The sequence below is a fragment of the Longispora urticae genome (assembly GCF_053902585.1).
Map to the genome: position 1 here is coordinate 17,037 of NZ_JAQZSH010000008.1, position 17,384 is coordinate 34,420.

The 17,384-nt window shown below is 73.1% G+C and carries 18 protein-coding genes, 1 tRNA gene and 1 riboswitch; of the genes, 8 read left to right on the plus strand and 11 right to left on the minus strand.

The features are described from left to right. The first annotated feature begins 9 nt into the window (after positions 1 to 9). A complete protein-coding gene (locus tag PT931_RS03810) occupies positions 10 to 921 on the plus strand; it encodes an ATP-binding cassette domain-containing protein (protein ID WP_456244297.1) in 912 nt (303 codons plus the stop codon). After that, complete coding sequence (locus PT931_RS03815) at positions 918 to 1,649, plus strand: ABC transporter permease (RefSeq protein WP_456244298.1); 732 nt, start codon at positions 918 to 920, stop codon at positions 1,647 to 1,649. The genes PT931_RS03810 and PT931_RS03815 overlap by 4 nt, the downstream gene beginning before the upstream one ends. Positions 1,650 to 1,693: 44 nt before the next feature. On the opposite strand, the gene PT931_RS03820 is transcribed toward PT931_RS03815, so the two are convergent. From PT931_RS03820 to PT931_RS03855, 8 genes are all read right to left on the minus strand, one after another. Then, on the minus strand, positions 1,694 to 2,653 hold the full coding sequence (locus tag PT931_RS03820; protein ID WP_456244299.1) for a hypothetical protein: 960 nt from the start codon (positions 2,651 to 2,653) through the stop codon (positions 1,694 to 1,696). 278 nt (positions 2,654 to 2,931) lie between these two features. After that, complete coding sequence (locus PT931_RS03825) at positions 2,932 to 4,275, minus strand: M20/M25/M40 family metallo-hydrolase (protein WP_456244300.1); 1,344 nt, start codon at positions 4,273 to 4,275, stop codon at positions 2,932 to 2,934. An 88-nt stretch (positions 4,276 to 4,363) separates the two neighbouring features. Then, positions 4,364 to 4,930 carry a uridine kinase family protein gene (locus tag PT931_RS03830; protein WP_456244301.1) on the minus strand — a complete coding sequence of 189 codons (567 nt, stop codon included), beginning with the start codon at positions 4,928 to 4,930 and terminating at the stop codon, positions 4,364 to 4,366. A 155-nt stretch (positions 4,931 to 5,085) separates the two neighbouring features. Further along, positions 5,086 to 6,564 (minus strand): cobyric acid synthase, encoded by a 1,479-nt coding sequence (locus PT931_RS03835; RefSeq protein WP_456244302.1) that lies wholly within the window; start codon positions 6,562 to 6,564, stop codon positions 5,086 to 5,088. Next, on the minus strand, positions 6,561 to 7,556 hold the full coding sequence (locus PT931_RS03840) for a cobalamin biosynthesis protein (protein ID WP_456244426.1): 996 nt from the start codon (positions 7,554 to 7,556) through the stop codon (positions 6,561 to 6,563). Before PT931_RS03840 ends, PT931_RS03835 begins: the two co-directional genes overlap by 4 nt. A 135-nt stretch (positions 7,557 to 7,691) precedes the next feature. Beyond that, positions 7,692 to 8,159, minus strand: coding sequence for a single-stranded DNA-binding protein (gene ssb / locus PT931_RS03845; RefSeq protein WP_456244303.1), 468 nt, complete (start codon positions 8,157 to 8,159; stop codon positions 7,692 to 7,694). Between the two features lie 70 nt (positions 8,160 to 8,229). Further along, positions 8,230 to 9,231 (minus strand): ADP-ribosylglycohydrolase family protein, encoded by a 1,002-nt coding sequence (locus PT931_RS03850; RefSeq protein ID WP_456244304.1) that lies wholly within the window; start codon positions 9,229 to 9,231, stop codon positions 8,230 to 8,232. Further along, complete coding sequence (locus tag PT931_RS03855) at positions 9,232 to 9,741, minus strand: hypothetical protein (protein WP_363728056.1); 510 nt, start codon at positions 9,739 to 9,741, stop codon at positions 9,232 to 9,234. A 91-nt stretch (positions 9,742 to 9,832) separates the two neighbouring features. Between PT931_RS03855 and PT931_RS03860 the strand changes: the two genes are divergently transcribed. From PT931_RS03860 to PT931_RS03870, 3 genes are all read left to right on the plus strand, one after another. Beyond that, positions 9,833 to 9,905: transfer RNA gene (locus PT931_RS03860), tRNA-Arg, on the plus strand. A 327-nt stretch (positions 9,906 to 10,232) separates the two neighbouring features. Further along, entirely contained in the window at positions 10,233 to 11,195 is a 963-nt protein-coding gene (locus PT931_RS03865; RefSeq protein ID WP_456244305.1) for an alpha/beta fold hydrolase, read from the plus strand. Between the two features lie 49 nt (positions 11,196 to 11,244). Beyond that, positions 11,245 to 11,535, plus strand: coding sequence for a YiaA/YiaB family inner membrane protein (locus PT931_RS03870; protein WP_456244306.1), 291 nt, complete (start codon positions 11,245 to 11,247; stop codon positions 11,533 to 11,535). Positions 11,536 to 11,648: 113 nt separating this feature from the next. Here the strand turns inward: PT931_RS03870 and PT931_RS03875 are convergent, their stop codons facing one another. Genes PT931_RS03875 through PT931_RS03885 form a run of 3 tightly spaced genes read right to left on the minus strand, consistent with a single transcriptional unit; the run spans position 11,649 to position 14,442 of the window. Beyond that, on the minus strand, positions 11,649 to 12,743 hold the full coding sequence (locus PT931_RS03875) for a hypothetical protein (RefSeq protein ID WP_456244307.1): 1,095 nt from the start codon (positions 12,741 to 12,743) through the stop codon (positions 11,649 to 11,651). After that, the gene (locus tag PT931_RS03880; RefSeq protein ID WP_456244308.1) at positions 12,740 to 13,444 is read right to left on the minus strand and encodes a TIGR03943 family putative permease subunit; all 705 of its coding nucleotides are present in this window, start codon (positions 13,442 to 13,444) and stop codon (positions 12,740 to 12,742) included. The genes PT931_RS03875 and PT931_RS03880 overlap by 4 nt, the downstream gene beginning before the upstream one ends. Beyond that, entirely contained in the window at positions 13,441 to 14,442 is a 1,002-nt protein-coding gene (locus PT931_RS03885; RefSeq protein ID WP_456244309.1) for a permease, read from the minus strand. Before PT931_RS03885 ends, PT931_RS03880 begins: the two co-directional genes overlap by 4 nt. A 108-nt stretch (positions 14,443 to 14,550) precedes the next feature. Here PT931_RS03885 and PT931_RS03890 point away from each other — a divergent pair, with 108 nt between their 5' ends. The 3 genes from PT931_RS03890 (at position 14,551) to PT931_RS03900 (ending at position 17,078) form a co-directional block, all read left to right on the plus strand. Next, a complete protein-coding gene (locus tag PT931_RS03890) occupies positions 14,551 to 15,213 on the plus strand; it encodes a 4'-phosphopantetheinyl transferase family protein (protein WP_456244310.1) in 663 nt (220 codons plus the stop codon). A 112-nt stretch (positions 15,214 to 15,325) separates the two neighbouring features. Beyond that, positions 15,326 to 16,126 carry a metal-dependent hydrolase gene (locus PT931_RS03895; protein WP_456244427.1) on the plus strand — a complete coding sequence of 267 codons (801 nt, stop codon included), beginning with the start codon at positions 15,326 to 15,328 and terminating at the stop codon, positions 16,124 to 16,126. Between the two features lie 7 nt (positions 16,127 to 16,133). Next, positions 16,134 to 17,078: an alpha/beta hydrolase gene (locus tag PT931_RS03900; RefSeq protein ID WP_456244311.1), complete on the plus strand. Its 945-nt coding sequence runs from the start codon at positions 16,134 to 16,136 to the stop codon at positions 17,076 to 17,078. 153 nt (positions 17,079 to 17,231) lie between these two features. Continuing rightward, positions 17,232 to 17,363: riboswitch (cyclic di-AMP (ydaO/yuaA leader) on the plus strand. Positions 17,364 to 17,384: the final 21 nt, after the last annotated feature.

Consider the following 17,384-nt stretch of genomic DNA (forward strand, 5'->3'; position numbering starts at 1 on the left):
TCTCCATGGATGATCATCGCTGATGGCCTGACCAAGTGGTACGGCATGACCGCCGCCGTCGACAACCTCACCTTCACCGTCCGGCCGGGCCGGGTCACCGGCTTCCTCGGCCCGAACGGCGCGGGCAAGTCCACCACGATGCGCATGATCCTCGGCCTCGACCGGCCCACCGGCGGCCGGGTCACCGTCGGGGGCGTCAGCTTCCAGCGCGCCGCCGCCCCGCTGCGCACCGTCGGCGCGGTACTCGACGCGCGGGCCGTGCACCCGGGCCGCACCGCCCACAAGCACCTGCTCGCGCTCGCCCTCAGCAACGGCATCGCCCGTTCCCGGGTCGCCGAGGTACTGGACATCGTCGGCCTGTCCGACGTCGCCCGGGACCGGGTCGGCGGCTTCTCCCTGGGGATGTCCCAACGCCTGGCGATCGCCGGCGCGCTGCTCGGCGACCCGGCCGTCCTGATGTTCGACGAGCCGGTCAACGGGCTCGACCCCGAGGGCATCCGGTGGATCCGGGGCCTGATGCGCGGCCTGGCCGCCGAGGGCCGGACCGTCCTGGTGTCCAGCCACCTGCTCACCGAGATGGCCGAGACCGCCGACCACCTGATCGTCATCGGGCAGGGCCGGCTGATCGCGGACACCTCCGTGGCGGAGTTCACGGGCCGCGGCTCCGGCGGGTACACGAGAGCGCGCAGCCCCGAACCCGACCGGCTCCTGGAACTGGTCCTCGCGGCCGGCGGCTCGGGCACCGCCACCCCCGACGGGGCGCTCGCCGTGAGCGGCCTGGACTGCGCGACCCTGGGCGACCTGGCCGCCGAGCACGGACTGCGGCTGCACGAACTGACCCCGGTCCGCGCCTCGCTGGAGGAGACGTTCATGGAGCTGACCGGCACGGACGTGCAGTTCCGGGCGGGTGAGCGGGCATGAACACCCTCGCCGTGATCCGGTCCGAATGGTCCAAGGTCTGGTCCCTGCGGTCCACACCGTTCAGCCTGCTCGTCACCGCCGTGCTCAGCATCGCGATCGGCATGCTCGCCGTGTTCTCCACCGAGATGCACGAGGGCACCAACGGCACCAAGACCAGCGCCAGCCTCACCGGTTTCCTGATCGGCCAGCTCGCCATCTGCGTCCTGGGCACCCTCATCGCCACCGGGGAGTACACCACCGGGCAGATCCGGGTCACGCTCGCCGCCGTACCGAACCGCACCCGGTTCCTGCTCGCCAAGGCCACCGTCGCGGCGGCCGTCTCCTCCGCGGGCGGGCTCGCGATCGGGCTCCTCGCCTTCCTCGCCGGCCAGTCCGTGCTCGCCGGCCAGGCCGCGCCGCTCACCGACCCGGCCGTGGCGCGCGCCCTCCTGGGCGTCGGCCTGTACTCCGGCGTGCTCGGCGTGTTCTCCCTCGCCGTCGGGTTCCTGGTCCGGCACAGCGCCGGGGCGATCGCGACCGTCATCGCGGTGCTGTTCATCGCGCCCATCGTGCTGCTGCTGCTCGGCGGGCTCGGAGACTCCCTGACGAGATGGTGGCCGACCAGCGCCGGGGCTCGGATCATGGACCCCGACGCGGCGGATCCGTGGCTGGGGTTGGGGCTCTTCGTGGGGTGGACCCTGGTGTTGGCCGTCGGGGCCTGGGGGATGTTGCGGCGGCGGGACGCGTAGCCCGGGGCGGGGGTGCGGAGCGCCCCCGCCCCGGGCCGGCACGCTCAGGAGGGCCGGACCACGACGGGTACCGGGGTCGCCACCCCGAAGAGGGCCGCCGGGATGTCGCTCACCGTGTGCACGCCCAGTTCGAGGGAGTCCTGCCCCGGGGGCATCGAGTACATGACCGTCAGGACGTAGCGCTCGGCCGGCCCGGCGAACCCGACGGTGCTCGTCACCCAGTGCTCCACCCCGCCGTCGAGCTCCTGCGACCACCCGTTCTTGGTGCCCGCGCCCTGCGTCGCGCCCACCGCCCACACGCCCCAGTGCTGGATGTCCTCGACCGAGCGCATCGCGTGCACGATGTACGCCCGGTCCTCGGCCGCGAGCTTGGCCAGCACGTACGACATCAGGTTCGTCAGGTCGTCCGGCCCGCACTTCATGAAGCCCCAGTACCGGTCGAACCCCGGAACGAACGTCAACCCCTTCATCCCGTACGTGTCCCGGAACCCCGGCACCATCGCGTCCCGCCCGAACTTCCGCCACACCCGGTCGGCCGCGTCGTCCGAGGACCACGCCAGCATGTCCGCGATGTCCTGGCGGTCACCGGCCGTGAGCGTGACCTTCCCGGCCCGGGCCTTCTCGAACACGCTGGCCACCATCGCCAGCTTGATCGTCGAACCGGTCCACGTCGTCCTGTCCGCCGCACCGGCCTTCCACACCGCACCGGTCTGCCGGTCGCGCACCTCGACGCCGAGCTGCCCCGGACTGGCCGCGACCCTGGCCGTGACCTGCGCGAACTTCGGCCCCCACGAGCAGTCCCAGCCCTGCGGAGCCGCGCACGCCGGGGTGGTCGGGGCCGGCGCGGGGGCCGGGAGCGACGGGGTGCCGGGGGCCGTGCCGGAGACGGCGGGCGGCGCGGCGGCCCTCGGCCCGTCCTTGTCCGCCGACGAGCAGCCGGCGACCGCGAGCACCGCCGTCACCGCGCACACCAGCAACCGCGAGAGCGAACGGGACGGTGCCATGGCGGGGGGCCTCCGGCTCGGGGGGCCGGCGGGCGCGGGGCGGCCCCGTCCGGCGACGGTATCCGGCCCATCATGTCCGACCGGGGCCCCAGGGCACACCCGCGAGCACGAATCATTGCCGAGCCCGGACCTGACCGTCCGACCACCCGTTCGGTCCAGCCCCGCCCGGGCCCCCGACCCGTCCAGCCATGGAAACCGATGCATACCGGGTCGGGCCCCACCGTAACCAGATAATGGGGTTGATCCGAGGTGGTGGCCCGTCGCCGGGCCACCGCTCGTCAGGCCTGTTCGGCGAGCTTCGCCAGCAGCAGGGTCTCCGCGAGGCACACCTTGGCGAACTCCCCCAGGTGCAGGCTCTCGTTGGGCCCGTGCGCCCGGGCGTCGGGGTCCTCGACCCCGGTCACCAGGATCTCGGCCTGCGGGAACGCCACCTGGAACTCGGCGATGAACGGGATCGAGCCGCCCACGCCCAGGTCCACGCACGTCGCGCCGTCCCAGGCCTCACTGTGCGCGGCCCGGGCGGCCGTGTACGCCGGCCCGTTCGTGCCGACCACGCACGGCGCGCCCTTCTCGCCCCGGGTCACGGCGACGCGCGCCCCCCACGGCGCGTGCGACTCCAGGTGCGCGACGAGCGCGTCCATCGCGGCGTCCACGTCCTGCCCGGGGGCGATCCGCATGCTGACCTTGGCCCGGACGCTCGGCACCAGCGTGTTCGACGCGTTGCGCACGGTCGGGCAGTCGATGCCGGTGACGGCGATGGCGGGCTGGTTCCACAGCCGCTCGGTGATCGAGCCCCGGCCGATCAGCTGCACCCCGTCGAGGACGCCGGACTCGGTCCGGAACCGGTCGTGCGGGTAGTCCACCGGGGTCGGCCCGGCGTCGTGCAGGCCCTTGACCGCGACGCTGCCGTCGGCGTCGTGCAGGGTGGCGAGCAGCCGGCTGAGCGCGGTGAGCGCGTCGGGCACCACCCCGCCCCACATGCCGCTGTGCACGGCGTGGTCGAGCGTACTGACCTCGATGTAGCAGTCCACGAGCCCGCGCAGCGACGTGGTGAGCGCCGGCGTACCGACATCCCAGCTGGTGGAGTCCGCGATCACGATGACATCGGCGCGCAGGTCCTCCTTGTGCGCCTCCAGCAGGTCCGGCAGCGACGCCGAGCCGAACTCCTCCTCGCCCTCGATGAAGAGGGTCACCCCGACCGGCGGCCGGTTCCCGAACGCCCGGATCGCGGTCAGGTGCGCGACGATGCCGGCCTTGTCGTCGGCGCAGCCCCGCCCGTACAACCGGCCGTCGACCTCGGTCGGCTCGAACGGCGGCGTGTGCCACGCGTCGAGGTCCCCCTCGGGCTGCACGTCGTGGTGCGCGTACAGCAGGACGGTCGGCGCGCCCTCGGGGGCCGGGATCTTGGCGATGACGGCGGGCTGGCCCTCCCCCGCGCGCACGATCCGGACATCGGTGATGCCCACGGAGCGGCACAGCTCCACGACCTTCTCCGCGGAGGCCTGGACGTGGCTGTGGTCGAACCCGGGGAACGCGATGCTGGGGATGCGCGCGAGAGCCTCGAGGTCTGCACGGGCCTGGGGAAGGAGCCGCTGCACTGCGGCGCGAAGGGCGTCGGTCATGCCAGGATCCTATTCGCCGGGCCTTCCCGGTCGTCCGGTTTCCCCGCCGTGAGCCAAGACACCCCTTTTCCGGGTACGCGCCGCCCCGCTACCCGGTCTGGTCGATCCGGATCGTGGCCGCCTCCCGGGTGCCGTCGGCGGCGAAGTGCGCCCGTTCGGCCCCGGCCCAGCGGAGCAGGGGTTCCCGCAGCTCCTCGCCGTCCCGGGCGAGTACCCGGGCGAGCCTGATGTCCTCCGGCGCGTCGACGAACACGTTCGCCACCAGTTCTCTACGGACGGCCGCCCGGCCGCTGGAGACGCCTTCGAGAATCAGGACCGCGCCGGGGTCGACCTCCCGCCAGGGGCCGGAGAACTCCCCCGCCACCCAGTCGTACGCCCGGAACCGCGCCGACCGCCCCTCCCGCAACGGCCCGAGCAGCAGGGACTCCACCCGTGGCCACATGGTGGGCAGGTCGTCCCACCCGTCGAGCAGATCATCGAGGTGTACGACGGCCACCGACGCTCCCTCGGCCACGACCGCCACCGCGAGCCGCTCCGCGAACGTCGTCTTCCCCGCCCCGGACGGCCCGTCCACGGCCACGACCCGCACGCCACCCAGTCGCGGCTCCGCCCCGACCACCGACCGCGCCAGGTCGACAACGTCCTGGTCAGCCATCCTCACCGTCCCTCCACCCCGCCGGGCCCGCCCACGGGCGCCCGCTCTGCCACCCCGCCGGCCCGTCCGCCGGTCCCGCCGTCCCCAGGCCGGGAGCAGCCGGATTCCGAGCTGGGCGGCCTCCGGGCCTTCGGGGCCGCCAGGTGCCCGCCTCCTCAGCGGCCCTCGATGATCGCCGTGAGCAGCTCCGTGTCGAGGTACTCCCCGACCAGGTCGCCCAGCAGGTCCAACTGCCGCGACCGCAACCCGGCGAAATCGGTGTCCGGCGCGGGGCTGAAGTCCCGCCCGGCCTGGGCCGCGACCTCGACCAGGAACGCCCGCCGGAACGCGTCGTTCTCCAGCAGCCCGTGCCAGTGGGTCCCCGCGACCGGCCAGGCGAGCACGCCCTCCCCGCCACCGGGGACCGCGATCAGCGGCGGCACGGAGTCCTCGACGGTCGCCTGCCCGTGGTGGATCTCGTACCCGGTCACCGGCTGCCCCAGGGCCTCCCCGACCGGCCGGGTGAGCGTCTTGGCCGCCGCGAACGTGATGTCCACGGGCAGCAGTCCGAGCCCCGGCACCGCCCCGGCCCGGCTCTCGACGTCGTCGTGGATGAGCCGGGACATCATCTGGTACCCGCCGCAGATGCCGAACACCGGCCGCCCCGCCCGGACCCGCTCCGCGAGCACCCGGTCCAGCCCGAACTCGCGCAGCCAGGCCAGGTCGGCGACGGTCGCCTTGCTGCCGGGCAGTACTGCCAGGTCGGCGGCCGCCACCTCCGCCGGGTTGGACGTGAGCCGCACGGTCACGCCCGGCTCGGCGGCCAGCGCCTCGGCGTCGGTGGCGTTGGAGATCCGGGGCAGCCGGACCACGGCCACGGTCAGGCCCTCGGCCCCCACCGGCGGACGGGGCCGGCCGAGCACCGCGCCGTCCCGGTAGGACAGCGAGTCCTCGCCGTCGAGCCACAGGTCGGGGCTGAACGGCAGCACCCCGAGCACCGGCCGGTCCGTACGCTCCCGCAGCATGTCCAGCCCGGGCTCCAGCAGCGAGCGCGCGCCCCGGAACTTGTTGATCACGAAGCCCCGGATCAGCGCCTGGTCGGCGGCGTCGAGCAGCGCGAGGGTCCCGTACAGGGCCGCGAACACCCCGCCCCGGTCGATGTCGCCGACCACGATCGTGGGCAGGTCGGCGGCCCGGGCCAGGCCCATGTTCACGAAGTCCCCGGCGCGCAGGTTGATCTCGGCCGGGCTGCCGGCGCCCTCGCAGATCACGACGTCGTGGTCGGCGCGCAGCTCGGCCAGGGTGTCGAACACCATCCCGGACAGCTGCCCCTTGAGCTGGCGGTAGTTGGAGGCGTCCACCTGCCCGTACGGCTGCCCCAGGACCACCACCTGGCTACTGTGGTCGCTGCCGGGCTTGAGGAGCACGGGGTTGAACCGCACGCTCGGCTCCAGCCCGCACGCGGCCGCCTGGAGCGCCTGGGCCCGGCCGATCTCCCCGCCGTCCGGGGTGACGGCCGAGTTGTTGGACATGTTCTGCGCCTTGAACGGGGCGACCCGCACCCCCTGCCGCCGCAGCCACCGGCAGATCCCGGCGGTCAGAATGCTCTTCCCGGCGTCCGACGTGGTCCCGGCGACCAGCAGAGCCCCCTTCACCGGCCACCCGCCCGGCCCGTCGCGGCGCGGCGGCGCGTCCGCAGCCACGACGCCACGGCCCGCCGCGCCGGCGCCGCCAGCGCGTGGCCCGCCGTCGCCACGAGGGCCGCCGTGCCGATCGCCCCGGACAGCCGGGCCGCCCGGTAGATGTCCCGGGGCAGGGGTGGCGCGCCGTCTCCGAGCGTGGGCCGGACCTCGACCCGCCCGGCGTAGTCGTTGCGCCCGCCGAGCCGCAGCCCGAGCGCCCCGGCGGCGGCGGCCTCGACCTGGCCGGCGTTCGGACTCGGGTGCTTCGCCCCGTCCCGCAGCCAGGTACGCAGCGCCGGACCCCGGTGCCCCTTCCCCGCCACCAGCACGGTCAGGCCGGCCGCGAGGCGCGCGGGGAACAGGTTGGCCACGTCGTCGAGGCGGGCGGCGGCCCAGCCGAAGTTCTCGTAGCGCGCCGTGCGGTGGCCGATCATCGCGTCGAGGGTGTTGATCGCCCGGTACCCCACCAGGCCGGGGAGTCCCGCGACCGCCCCCCAGCACAGTGGCGCGACGACCGCGTCGGACGTGTTCTCCGCGACGGACTCGACCGTGGCCCGGGCCAGCTCGTCCGGACCCAGGCCGGACGGGTCGCGCCCGCACAGGCTGGGCAGCTTCGCGCGCGCGGCCGGCAGGTCGCCCACGGCGAGCGCGTCGGCCAGGGTGACGGCCTCCCGGCGCAGGCTCGTACCGCCGAGCACCGCCCAGGTCGCCACCGCCGTGAGCGCGGCCCGGGCGAGGGGCCGGTTCCGCGTCGCGAACTGGGCCAGCGCCGCCGCCGCGACCGGCACCCCGACCGCGATGGCGACGTGTCGGGCCCCGGCGGAGCGGGTCGGCGCGTACCCGCGGCGCTCCAGCGCGGCGGCGGCCTGGCCGAAGCCCGCGACGGGGTGCAGTCGGCGGGGATCGCCGAGCAGCCGGTCGAGGAGGACGCCGGCGAGCAGGCCGGTGGCATTGGCGGCGGCGATCGAGGTGCGCATGACAGGGAGCCTAACGACCCGCCGGAGCCCGCCTCCCCGACTGCTCGGGAAGCGAGGCCGGCGGCGAACCTGTGGCGGGTCCACCGCCGGCCGGCCGATCGTCAGCTCACCCCCGGCCGACGCTCACACCCCCACCAGCTCCCCCAGCTCCTCCTCCAGCGCCTCGGTGGCCTCCCCGCCGCTGAACCCGTCCTCCGAGCCGTCCTCGACCATCTCCGTGGGCGCCGGCCGCCACCGGTTGAACCGCCCCGTCCCCCGGGCCAGGTCGTGCCCCACGGCGTCGGCCTCCAGCTCGTAGGAGATCCGCTTCTCGCCGGTCTCCGTCTCGTACTCCCGGGTGTGCAGGCGGCCGGTCACGATCACCGGGTCGCCCTGGGTCAGGGACGCGCCCACGTGCTCGCCGAGCCGCCGCCAGCAGGCGACCTTGACCCGGAGCGAGTCCCCGTCGACCCAGGTCTCGGTGGCCCGGTCGAACCGCCGGGACGTGGACGCGACCTTGAAGTTGGTGACCGTGACCCCGGTCCGGGTGGTCCGGCGGCTCTCCGGTGCGCTCAGGACGTTGCCGACAATGGTGACGTACGTGTCGAACATGGCTTTCCTCTCTGTCGTGTGAGGGAAGCGTGCCCAGAACGCGCAGGTCAGCGCACCAGCCTGTGGATAACTACCCCGCCTGTGGATAACCCGCCGCCGGGTAGCGCACGATCAGCCCCTGCGGGGTGCCGTGCAGCGCCGCCACCAGGTCCTCGGCGACCCGGCCGATCACGTCCGCGAGCTCCAGCCCGGCGAGCCAGTCGGCCGGGAGGGCGCCACCGCCGGCCCCGAACAGGTTGCCGGCCACGGCCCCGGTGGAGTCCGAGTCCCCGTCGTGCGCCACGGCCAGCCGGAGCGCGGCGCGCGCGTCGTCGGGGTGCGACAGAACGGCGTAGACCGCGATGGCCAGGGTCTCCTCGGCGACCCAGCCCTCACCGAGCGTGGCCAGTACCCGAAAATCAGCGGGGGTCGAGACGGCCGCCCGGACCGCCGACGTCAGGGCGGCGAGCACCTCCTCACCACCGGGGGTGACGGCGACCCTGTCCACCACCCGCGGAAGCGCTTCGACCAGGGGCAGACGGGCAACCGCCGTGAGGTGTACCAGCATCGCCAGCGCCCCGGCCGAGACCCACCCGGAGGGGTGACCATGGGTGAGGGCCGCGAGGTCGCACCCGACCCGGTAGGCGGCCTCGGGATCGGCGAGGAACCCGGCCGGCGCGGCCCGCATCACCCCGCCGCAGCCCTTGCTGTTGTTCCGCGGCTCCTCGACGGTGCCGGGTAGGTCGCGCCGGAGCGCGGACAGGCAGGTCAGACCGGGTGCCCGCTGGGCCCACAGGTCGCGCTGCCCGAGCAGCCAGCCGTCGGCCGCGTCGAAGTACTCGCGGTCCTGGGTGAGCAGCCAGCGCCGGTACGCCGCGAACAGCTCGGCGGACAGGGAACCCCCGCCCAGCCGGGCCCGGATCAGCCCCTCGGCGGTGAACAGCGTCATCTGGGTGTCGTCGGAGATGTGCGGACCGGGGCGCAGGTCGGCGGGCATCGCCTCGCGGGACAGGAACTCCACCGGCTCGCCCAGCGCGTCGCCGAGCGCACCGCCGAGCAGGGTGGCCCGGGCGGCGGTCACGAGATCATTCACCTAGAGCGGCTCCCAGCCTCCGGGCCGGCGGACGAGCAACTCGGGGCTGAGCAGGTTCTCGTCGCCGGCGAAGAACACCCGGTCGACGGTACGCCGTGCCTTGTCCAGACCGGACGGCGAGCCCGTACCGGTCACGACCACCACGTCCCGGGCGGGGACGCCGACAACCAGCTCCCCCGTCACGGCCCCGGCGAGCTGGTCCCAGATCTCGTGGTCGGCCGTGAGCAGGCTCGACTCCAGGCCGTCGAAGGAGAGCATGAACGCGGGCGACTTGCCGTGCACCCGCAGCCGGTCGAGCCGCTGGACGAGGTTGCCGGCTGCCTCGGTGCGCAGCCGACAGTGCGTCCAGCCCAGTTGATCAATATCCCCCCAGGTCACAGGGCGTTCACCATAGGGCGGACCGAAGGTGTACGCGACGACGAGACCCGCGCCGAAGTCATCCGCGACGCTGTCGCCGGCATCCTTCGCCTGCCGCAGGAGGGGCAAAAATGTGGTGTGGGTCACCTGCACGTGGCGAACCTATCCGGCGTTTCGCCCTTCAGCAATCAACCGAGCAGACCGGTTTCTGACCCTTCCCTCCAGGCGGTAACCTCTGTTCGACGCGCCTGTAGCTCAGTGGATAGAGCATCCGCCTTCTAAGCGGTTGGTCGTAGGTTCGATCCCTACCAGGCGCACCTCGGGCTTCCACTCCTGGAGAGTGGGGCCCTTTCGCATGCCCGGAGCCACCCGGAGCCGCCCGGAGCCACCCACCAGCCACCCGGCCGCCGTCCGGCCACCGAACCCGGCGTCACCGACCCCCGTCGATACTCGTTATCAACGTACCCAAAAGGATTGATTCGACCGACACGCCGCTATTAGGTAATATCCTGCGAATCGACCGACTCGCCGGGTAAGGTCTCGGCGTTCACGAACTCTCCGCGACGGCTGCGGTGCCCCCGGCCGTCCGCTTCGTCATGCCCTCCACCGCCGACCCAGTGGCGGGGCGGAAAGCAGAGCTGCTCATGTCCACCAACCTCGCCCCCGGGGTTCCCGCGAAACAGGTCAGCGTCGTCGAACACCACTGGGGTGGTTTCCGGTTCGCCTCCCGCGTCGCCTACTCCGCCACCCCGCAGATCGCCCCCGTCGTGATGGTGGGCGGCGCGTTCCAACGCAAGGAGACGTGGGGCCCGTTGGCCCAGACCACGCTCGCGGTGGCCGACGTGGTCACCGTGGACCTGCCCGGCTGGGGGGAGGCCGACACCCTGCCGCCGTCGTACGGGGCCGATTTCCTGGCCGCCACCCTGGTCAGGGTGCTCGACGACCTCGGGCTGGACAAGGTCAACCTGGCGGGGGGCTCCTACGGCAGCTCCATCGCGTACCGGGTGGCCCAGAAGTACCCGTACCGGCTGCGCAGCATGGTCCTGCTCGGCGCGATGAGCCGGATCCCGGACGGCGCGCGGGAGCGGATCACGCACACGCTGACCCTGCTCCGGCAGGGGCGGATGGAGGAGTTCGCCACCGAGTGCGTGGCCCTGATGATGTGCCAGGACCCGGCGCTCAAGGTGCAGCACCGCACGGCGATCAACCGGATCCTGCTGCGCCGGTTCGCCTCGGTCACGCCGGAGGAGGTGGCGCAGTACCTGGCGAACACCCAGCGGCTGCTGGACCACAAGGCGATGGACGCCAAGCCCGCGCCGACCGTGCCGACCCTGGTGGTGACCGGCGAGCACGACCCGCTGACCACGCCGGAGCTGTGCCGGGCGCTGGCCGCGACGTGCACGGACGCCTGGTTCGCGACGCTGGCCGACGCCGACCACCTCAGCTACCTGGAGCGCAGCTCGGAGGCGGCGGACCTGGCGCTGCGGTTCTACACCGGACAGCCGCTGACCAGTCTGCCGTACCTACGGGTCTCCGAGCGGGTCACGCCCCGGCCCGGCACCCCGGCGATGCGCCAGCCGGCCGAGGAGCTCATCGCGGCGGGTTGAGTACCCGTACTCATGCCCTGACCAGGGGGAACGGCCGAGACTATGTGACATGAACACCCCCTTGCAGGCCAAGAACACCGCCGCGTTCTACGTACAGTCGATCATCTCCTTCGGGGTCGCGCTCTCCGCGATGGGTCTCGCCGTCGTCTTCCTGCCGGTGGGGCCGTGGATCCGGTCGTTCCTCGCGCTCGGACTGCTCTACCTGGTCACGGCGTCCTTCACGCTGGCCAAGTGCGTGCGGGACAAGCAGGAGACGACGGAGGTGGTCAGCCGGGTGGACCAGGCCCGGCTGGACAAGCTGCTCACCGAGCACGACCCGTTCCGCACCCCGAAGGTCTGACACGCGGCGGGGCGCCGGCCGACCGACGGGGGCGGCCGCAACGCCCGAAGCCGGACCGGGCCCGCCCAGCCGGCCAGGCCCGGCCCGGTCAGGTCAGGTCAGGTCAGGTCAGGTCAGCGCAGCTTCGACAGCTCCAACGTGTGCCACATCAGCGTCTCGTGGTCCCCGGTGGACCAGAACAGGAAACCGTCGCGCGCGTTGACCCCGGACGCCACGTCGACGATCCGCACGGACCGCTTCGCGGCGGGGTCGTACAGCCAGATCGTGCTGGTCACGCTGTTGGCGTTGGCGGCCCCGGGCGTGGAGTACAACTCGAACCGGCCGGTGGACCCCAGGGCGAAGCCGAGGGTCTGCGCGTCGCCGCCGCCGATCCGCCGCTTGTCCGCGCCGTCGGGCCGCCGCAGTTCGAGCGTGCCCGCGGCGCCGGTGCCGGTCGTGAACCGGCACCACTCCGCCCCGCAGCTGACCTGCTCGCCGGCCTTGGCGGGCACGGTCCGCCGCGCGCCGCCGACCAGGTCGACCAGCTCGACGGGCGTGCCCTGCGGGGTCCACGGCGAGGTGGCCCAGGGCCAGGCCCGAAGAACGAGATCACCCTGCACGGGGGTACGCGTGACCTCGCCGCCGTCCTCCGCCACCGACCGCACCTCGGTCCCGTCGGGGAGGTCCGCCGCCCACCGCAGCCGCCCGTCGACCACCTGGAGGTCGTAGGCGGACCCGAACAGCAGCGGGGTACCGACGTCGGCGGTGACCTGGCGCGGCGGCCCCCCGGCCCGGTCGGCGACGTACAGCGCCTGGGTCTTGTCCCCGGTCACGGCGTCCCGGGTGCCCTGGAACCAGTACACCCGGGTGGCGGTGGCGGCGACCGCGTCGACGGTGCGGAGCTGGTCCGCGGTCCACGGCACGAGTTCGCGCACCTCGTCGCCGGTCCGGAGCACGTAGGTGGTGGTCCGCTTCGCGGGGTTCAGCCAGGTGCTCAGCCAGCCGAGCGAGGTGCTCGGGTCGAGGTACAGGTTCGGCTCGTAGGTGCGGCCGTCCACGAGGGTGCCCGTGGTGGTGCCGGTGGCCACGCCGGGCCAGGCCGCCGCCAGGTCGACGGCCGGCGCGGGCCCGGCCGGGGCGGTGGGGGCCACGGGGGCGGGCAGCGCGAGGAGCAGGCCGACGCCGAGCAGGGCCGCCCCGGTGCCGATGAACAGGCGCAGGTCGGTCATTCGTACGCCTTCTTCGGGGCCGCGATCGGGTTCGCCGACGCCACCGCGATGTACGGGATCTTCTCCGCGCTCACCTCGTCCAGATCGGTGCGCGGGTCGTACTTCCCGATCACCTCGAACCAGCTGTCCGGGGCGAGCCCGCCGGGCAGGGCACCGGTGAGCCCGATCTTGACCGGTCGGGCGTCGGCGGCGCAGCAGTTGATCCGCATCCGGGCCAGGTACACCCGGCCGTCGGGTCCGGCGACGATGAACCCGGACAGCTTGACGGTGCGGTCGGTGAGGGTCCGGCCGCCGTCGAACACCGAGCGGCTCGCGTAGTCCAGCACGGACAGCCGGACCGGGTCCCCGGCGGCCAGCGGCGGGTAGTCGGTGTTGGCCGGGGCGGTGCCGAGCGCCGAGCCGGTCCGGTTGACGGAGAAGCCGCCGAGCGCGGGCGGGGCGAGCAGCAGCACGGCGAGCATCGGCACCATGAGCAGCCACGCGGCGTCGAACCGGCCGCCGTGCTCGTGCCCGTGCTCGCCCGACTTACGGAACAGCCCGACGAGCCCGAGGACGGCGATGAGGACCATGGCGCCGCCGGCCACGTACAGCAGCGGCCACATGCCCTCCTTGACGTAGCGCACGAACGTACCCGAAATGGTGGTCTTCAGGATCGCGCCGCCGACGAGCAGCAGGATCACCGACCGGGTCGCCTGTCTCACCACAGCAGGGCCCCCGTTCCGACGGACACGAGCACGGCGACCGCGAAGGTCGTGGGCGCGAACCGGAGCGCGAACCGCCGCCCGAACGCCCCGACCTGCATCGCGAACAGTTTGAGGTCGACCATCGGGCCGACGACCAGGAACACCAGCCGCGAGGTGAGCGAGAACTGGGTCAGCGAGGCGGCCACGAACGCGTCGGCCTCCGAGCAGATCGACAGCACGACGGCGAGGGCGGCCAGGGCCAGCACCGACAGCACCGGGTTCTCGGCGACGGCGCGCAGCCAGGTGGGCGGCACGGTCACGTTGAGGGTCGCGGCGGCGAACGCCCCGATCGCCAGGTACCCGCCGGCCTGGGTCATGTCGTGCCGGGCGGCCGAGACGAACGCCATCAGCTTGCCCTTGCCCGCGTGGTCGTGGTGCGCGGGCTGGCGCAGCCAGTCGCTGCGGCCGAGCCGGAGCCACAGCCAGCCCATCACGACGGCGGCGGCGAGGCTCGCGCCGAACCGGGCGGCCACCATCGAAGGCTGGCCGGGGAAGGCCACATAGGTCGAGATCATCACGACCGGGTTGATCGCGGGCGCGGACAGCAGGAACGCCAGCGCCGCGCCCGGGGTGACGCCCCGGCGGACCAGCGCGCCGGCCACCGGCACCGAGGCGCACTCGCAGCCGGGCAGGATGCCGCCCGCGAGTCCGGCGGCGGGCACCGCGAGCACCGGGTTCTTCGGCAGCGCCTTCGTGAAGAAGCCCGGTGGCACGAACACGGCGATCGCGGCCGACAACAGGGTGCCGAGCGCCACGAACGGCATGGCCTGGATGACGATGGAGATGAACACCGTGGTCCAGCTCTGGAGCACCGGGGAGTCCATCGCGTCGGCGAGCAGCCCCCTGGCCAACACGGCGACGATGAGGAGGACCGCGAGGACCTCCACGGAACGCACGCGTCTCCGCCGGGGCGGCGCGTCGTGTCCGGTGGCCCGGACGGCGGTCTCTGTCTGCACAGAGTGACGGTACTAGTCGCGCCGCGCCACGCGAAGGGGTGAAACCCCTATAACGGACCTGTTATCTGGTACTCCAGTGGACAATTCGACGCCCGCTACCCTTCACCCGTGACACTGGCGATGGTCCTGGACACCGCGACGGTACTGGCCGACGGCGGCGGGGAACTGCTGACCGACGAGGAACGCGCCCGCGCCGACGCGTACCGACGCGGGATCGACCGGGACGACTACGTCGCCGCGCACGTCCTGGTCCGCCGGTGCGTGGCCGCCCTGCTCGACGTCCCGGCCGGCGAGGTGGTGCTCCGGCAGCGCTGCGCGGGCTGCGGCGCGGTCGACCACGGCCGGCCGTACGTCGACGGGCGGCCCGACGTGCACGTCAGCCTCTCGCACACCCGGGGCGCGGTCGCGGCGGCGGCCGGCTGGGGCCCGGTGGGCGTGGACGTCGAGGCGATCGGGCGACGGCTCGACGACGGGCTGATGGCGAAGGTGCTCGCGGACGGCGAGCTCGCCGCGGTCCGGGCGGCCGGGGACCCGCGCGCGGCGTTCATCCGACAGTGGGTGCGCAAGGAGGCCCTGATCAAGGTGGGGGCGGCGAGCCTGGGGCGGCTGCGGGACACCGACCTGTCGGCGCTGCCGGCGCACGTGCCGGCCGGTACCCATCAGGTTGTCCGATTTGCACCGTGGCACGTGCTGGACTGGCTCGATCCGGCGCACCGCTTCGGTTTCGCCGCCGTCAGCGCCCGCGAACCGCGCCTGCTCACCCCGGGCTGACCGGCCGCCTACCCGGCCCCCCGGACTCCAAACGTGTGCCCCGCAACAATCTGGTCACGGCCGCGTGTCGCAGTCGCCCACCCGGGCACGAACCGGGACGCTCGGCGACATGGTGATGGGTCCGACGCACGCAATGTCCGGGGCCGCCGCGTGGCTGGCGGGCTCCTGGGCGCTCGGTGAGTGGATGAACATCCACCAGCGCCCCGCCGAACTGGTCGTCGGGGCCGCCGTCTGCGCGGGCGCCGCACTGCTGCCCGACCTGGACTGCTCGGGCCGGGTCACCGCCAACAAGGGCGGCGCGACCGTGGCCCGCACCTTCGGGGTCGCGTCGCTGTTCCTCGCCGAGTGCGTGGAGAAGTTCGCCCTCGCCGTCTACACGGTCACCCGGGCCAAACACGACCCGAAGCGCAAGAACGGCCACCGCACCCTCACCCACACCTGGGTCTTCAACGTGGCCCTGGGCGGCCTGGTCGCGTTCCTCGCCGGGCACTGGGGCAAGCCGTTCGTGATCGGGCTGCTGTTCTTCACCCTCGGGCTCGCGATCCGGGGCCTGCTCGCCGACTGGGCCAAGGAGCGCGGCTGGATCGTGGTGACCCTGCTGTCGGCCGGCGCCGCGTACGGGGCCTGGCTGTGGCTGCCCGCCGACCGGGGCTTCCCGCTGCTCGGGCTCGCCATCGCGTTCGGCGGCGTCATCCACACCCTCGGCGACATGATCACCCGGGCGGGCTGCCCCGTCCTGTGGCCCCTGCCGCTGGCCGGCCGGGTGTGGCGCGAGATCGGCGTACCGAACTTCATGGCCGTCCAGGTGAACGGCGGGTTCGAACGCGGTGTCCTCCGCCCGTTTTTTGTGATCGTGGCCGGACTCGCCGGAATTCTTCTGGCGGTGCCCGACATCCTCGACCACCTGCGATGATGTGCCCATGTGGGTCAAGGACATCCTGGGCGACGCCTACGAGGCGCGCACCCTGCCGCTGCCGGACGACGAGAAGGGCGAGCTGGTCGCCACGCTCGTCCGCCGTCGGGCCGGCCAGTCCACCCGGGCGGTGCTCTACGTCCACGGGTACAACGACTACTTCTTCCAGACCCACCTGGCCGACTTCTTCGTCAGCCTCGGCTACACCTTCTACGCGATCGACCTGAGGCGCAGCGGCCGCAGCCTGCGCCCCGGCCAGACGCCGTCCATGGTGGACAGCGTCGCGGAGTACTTCGTCGAGCTCGACGAGGCGGCCCGGATCATCCGCGAGGAGGACGGCCACGACATCCTGGTCGTCAACGCGCACTCCACGGGCGGCCTGACCACCTCGATGTGGGCGCACAAGCTCCAGGGCACCGGCACCATCACGGCGCTCACCCTGAACAGCCCGTTCTTCGACCTCAACGCGAACTGGTTCCTCCGCCGGGTCGCGCCGGTCGTCCTCGCGCCGGTGGGCCGCCGCCAGCCGATGCGCTCGCTCCCGGCGGGCCTGAGCAGCGTGTACGGCGACAGCGTGCACGTCGACCGCAAGGGCGCCTGGAACTTCGACACCGCGTGGAAGCCGATCGAGGGCATCCCGACCCGGCTCGGCTGGCTGGTGGCGATCACGCACGCCCAGCGCCGGCTGCGCAGGGGCCTCAACATCGACGTCCCGGTCCTGGTGACCGCGTCCACCGCGTCGTACAAGCGTCCCGAGTGGAGCGACGACGCCACCCGGATGGACTCGGTTCTCGACGTCGCGCACATCGCGGAGTACTCCCGCGCGCTCGGCCCCGACGTGACATTCATCGAGGTTCCTGACGGCCTGCACGACCTCGCCCTGTCGGCGGAGGAGGCCCGCCAGTTCTACCTCGACACCCTGCAGGAGTGGCTGAACGCGCACGTAGGGTAATCGGGCGGAGCCTAGACCCTCCTCTGAGCTGCGGTGCGACCGGGTGGGGCTCACGTCTGGCCCGTCACTCAGGGTTGCTATGCCTCAGATCCCAGGTAGCGTCAGTCAACGTCCGGGAGTCAGCCACCCATTGATGGGGAGCGCCGGACGGGCCGCCGAGTCATCGTGACCGGTGAGCCGGGGAACCATCGCGGAGGTGCGACTCCTCCGCCGGGGTGAATCCGCGCAGTGCGCGGTAGGGCGCAATTTCTTCCCGTCCGAACCCGTCAGCTAACCCGGTAGGCGGTGTGCTGCCCGTGTAGGCAG

Excerpts from the sequence above, each read along its gene's own strand:
- PT931_RS03825 (WP_456244300.1), bottom strand. The coding sequence starts at position 4,275 with ATGACCGACGCCCTTCGCGCCGCAGTGCAGCGGCTCCTTCCCCAGGCC.
- PT931_RS03865 (WP_456244305.1), top strand. The coding sequence starts at position 10,233 with ATGTCCACCAACCTCGCCCCCGGGGTTCCCGCGAAACAGGTCAGCGTC.
- PT931_RS03900 (WP_456244311.1), top strand. The coding sequence starts at position 16,134 with ATGTGGGTCAAGGACATCCTGGGCGACGCCTACGAGGCGCGCACCCTG.
- PT931_RS03830 (WP_456244301.1), bottom strand. The coding sequence starts at position 4,930 with ATGGCTGACCAGGACGTTGTCGACCTGGCGCGGTCGGTGGTCGGGGCG.
- PT931_RS03820 (WP_456244299.1), bottom strand. The coding sequence starts at position 2,653 with ATGGCACCGTCCCGTTCGCTCTCGCGGTTGCTGGTGTGCGCGGTGACG.
- PT931_RS03875 (WP_456244307.1), bottom strand. The coding sequence starts at position 12,743 with ATGACCGACCTGCGCCTGTTCATCGGCACCGGGGCGGCCCTGCTCGGC.
- PT931_RS03810 (WP_456244297.1), top strand. The coding sequence starts at position 10 with ATGATCATCGCTGATGGCCTGACCAAGTGGTACGGCATGACCGCCGCC.
- ssb (WP_456244303.1), bottom strand. The coding sequence starts at position 8,159 with ATGTTCGACACGTACGTCACCATTGTCGGCAACGTCCTGAGCGCACCG.
- PT931_RS03815 (WP_456244298.1), top strand. The coding sequence starts at position 918 with ATGAACACCCTCGCCGTGATCCGGTCCGAATGGTCCAAGGTCTGGTCC.
- PT931_RS03870 (WP_456244306.1), top strand. The coding sequence starts at position 11,245 with ATGAACACCCCCTTGCAGGCCAAGAACACCGCCGCGTTCTACGTACAG.